The sequence below is a fragment of the Streptomyces chilikensis genome (assembly GCF_001642695.1).
Classification (GTDB): domain Bacteria; phylum Actinomycetota; class Actinomycetes; order Streptomycetales; family Streptomycetaceae; genus Streptomyces; species Streptomyces chilikensis.
Genome location: NZ_LWCC02000075.1, coordinates 6052 through 8496 on the forward strand (window position 1 = coordinate 6052; position 2445 = coordinate 8496).

The 2445-nt window shown below is 76.1% G+C and carries 2 protein-coding genes and 1 pseudogene; 1 reads left to right on the forward strand and 2 read right to left on the reverse strand.

Translation table 11 applies throughout. The features are described 5' to 3' along the window. Positions 1-424, forward strand: a pseudogene (locus tag A2U95_RS22815) (hypothetical protein); the annotation flags it as partial. A 52-nt stretch (positions 425-476) separates the two neighbouring features. Here the strand turns inward: A2U95_RS22815 and A2U95_RS22820 are convergent. Then, positions 477-818, reverse strand: a complete 342-nt coding sequence (locus A2U95_RS22820; protein WP_166026232.1) for a DUF742 domain-containing protein — start codon at positions 816-818, stop codon at positions 477-479. A 52-nt stretch (positions 819-870) separates the two neighbouring features. Then, a complete protein-coding gene (locus A2U95_RS22825; protein WP_166026234.1) occupies positions 871-2349 on the reverse strand; it encodes a sensor histidine kinase in 1479 nt (492 codons plus the stop codon). Between the last annotated feature and the right edge of the window lie 96 nt (positions 2350-2445).

Here is a 2445-nt window from a genome sequence, read left to right on the forward strand (position 1 = left end):
GGGCCACAACAACAACGGCCACGAGGGCAAGGGCCACGACGACAAGGGCCGTGACCACAAGGGCCACGACAACGGCCACGAGAACAAGGGCCACGAGAACAACGGCCACGACAACAAGGGCCACGACAACGGCCACGAGAACAAGGGCCACGAGAACAACGGCCACGACGACAAGGGCCGCGGCCACGACGACCGCCACTACGACGGCCGTGACGACGACCGCGACCACAACGGCCGGGGTGACCACGGCCGGTACAACGACCACAACGGCCGGGGCGACCACGGCCGGCACAACGACCACCACGGCCGTGGCGGCCACGACTGCCACGGCGGCGTGATCGGCGCCGGCACGCACTGGGCGTCCTGGCACGGCAGCTACTCCACCTACGCCGTGGTGTGCTCCTCGGTCGACTTCGACGACTGACGGGAACCGCACAACGCCCACGCCCGCGCCGCTACCGCCCTCGGCGGGCTCCTCAGAGGTTGCGCAGGCCGTCCAGCACGGCCTCCAGCAGCGAGGGGTCGCTGCCGTCGGCGGAGCGGTCCGGCATGGCGTGGATCAGGAATCCGCCGTCGAGCAGGTCGGCGACCACCACCTTCGCCACCTGCAGCGGCAGCTGGAGGAGCGCCGCCAGCTCGGCCACCGACAGGGCCTGGCCGGCGCAGAGCCGGACCGCCGCCAGCCCCTCCGGGGACACCGCGTCGTACGGCGGCCGGGCGGCGGCCCGCACCAGTGAGGCCGGTTCCACCGGCACGGCGGGGCGGGTCCGCCCCGTGGTCACGGCGTAGGCGCGGACCGTCGCCGACTCCTCGGTCACCCAGGCGCGGTCGGATCCGTGCCGTGCGGCGGAGGTACGGGGCCGGGCCACCTCAGCGCCCGTCCGCGCGGTCGTCGTCGGCGTGCCAGGCGGCGCGGGGGTAGGGGCCGAACAGCCCGTCGCCGGTCCGCGCCGCCGGTTCCGGCGCGGGCGCGGCGCCCACCGCCCGGCCGGTGTGGACCGCGCGGCCTCCCCGGCGGGCCCGGTCGAGGGCGGTCTGGGGCAGACCGGTGGCCGGGGCGGGCGTGAACTCCCGGTGACCGACGCGCACCTGGGCCAGGGGAAGGGTGTCCGTCGGATGCGCGGCGGCCGACGAGGCCCGCTGGTGGTCCGGCTGCTCCTGGGCGGGCCGGTCCTCCTCGGTCAGGTGCAGCAGGGTGGAGGGGAGGCGGACCAGGGCCTGCACCCCACCGTAGAGATTGGTCTGGAAGCGCACCGCCAGCCGCAGGCGCTGGGCGACCCGGGCGACCACCGCCAGACCGGTCCGGCCGTCGTCGCCGTCCGGTTCGCGGGTCAGGGAGACCGACTGGTTCATCTCCTCCAGCTGGTCGCCGGTGAGTCCGGGCCCTTGGTCGTCGATCTCCACGACCAGTCCCTCGCGCGCCAGCGCGGCCCGCACCGTCACCTTCGTGCCGGCGGGCGAGAACCGGGCGCCGTTCTCGGCGAGCTCGGCTATCAGATGGATGACCTCCGCCGCCGCCGGGCCCGCCACCGCGTAACCGGCCGGTGGGGGAGCGACCTGGATCCGGGTGTACTCCTCGGTCTCCGCGGCGGCCTGCCGCAGCACCGTGGTCAGCGGCACCGGACGCCGGACGGCGCGGGGCAGCCGGCCGTCCAGGACGGCGACGCTCTCCACGGCGCGCAGGGTCCTGGTCACCAGGTGGTCGATCCGGAACAGCACGTCCAGCAGTTCGGGGTCCTCGGTGCGGTCGTGGGCGTCGTCGAGCAGTTCCAGCGCGTCCAGGACCAGCGACTGGATCTTCCGGACCATGGTCAGGGAGGCGTCGGTCCGCCGGCCGGACCCGGCCGTCAGCACCGCCGCGTGCGCCTCGGCCAGCGTCCGGAGGACCGCCTCCGTCAGGTCGGCGGCGGGGCCCGGCGCCGACCCGGCCGGCGGGGCGGACGGCAGCTCCAGCGGTTCGGCCGTCTCACCGCGCCGGACCCGTCGGGCGGCCGCGGTGATCTGCCGCAGGCCCTCCTCCAGAAGAGCCGGCAGCCGGCGGATCTCCCGCGCGACGGCCTCCTCGCGGACGGCGGTGCGGGCGGCCGCACGGCGGGACGAGACGGTGGCCGCGGTGGTCACGGCGGCGCAGCCGATCGCCGCGCAGATGCCCGCGCCGACCGCCGCCGAGGTCGGCAGCGGGGAGAGCGCGGCGGCGTAGGCGGCACCCGCCAGCAGGGTGGCCGAGGCGGCGGGCAGGGCGCCGAGCGTGGTCGCCGAACGCCGTGCCGCCCGGTCCCGGTCTCCCGCCGGAGGATCCGGTGGAGGCGCGGCGGACGTCGACCGGTGCCGCTGCGGGCGCGTTGTCATGCGGAGCCCTCCTCCCCGCTGCCCGGTCGCACGGGTGCGTGCGGGCGGGGAGGCGCGCATGCGGCGACAGGCAGGAGCGGTGGAACGATTGGGACC

What these genes read in the sequence shown, in the direction of transcription:
- A2U95_RS22825 (WP_166026234.1), bottom strand. Translation starts at nt 2,349, where the DNA reads ATGACAACGCGCCCGCAGCGGCACCGGTCGACGTCCGCCGCGCCTCCA.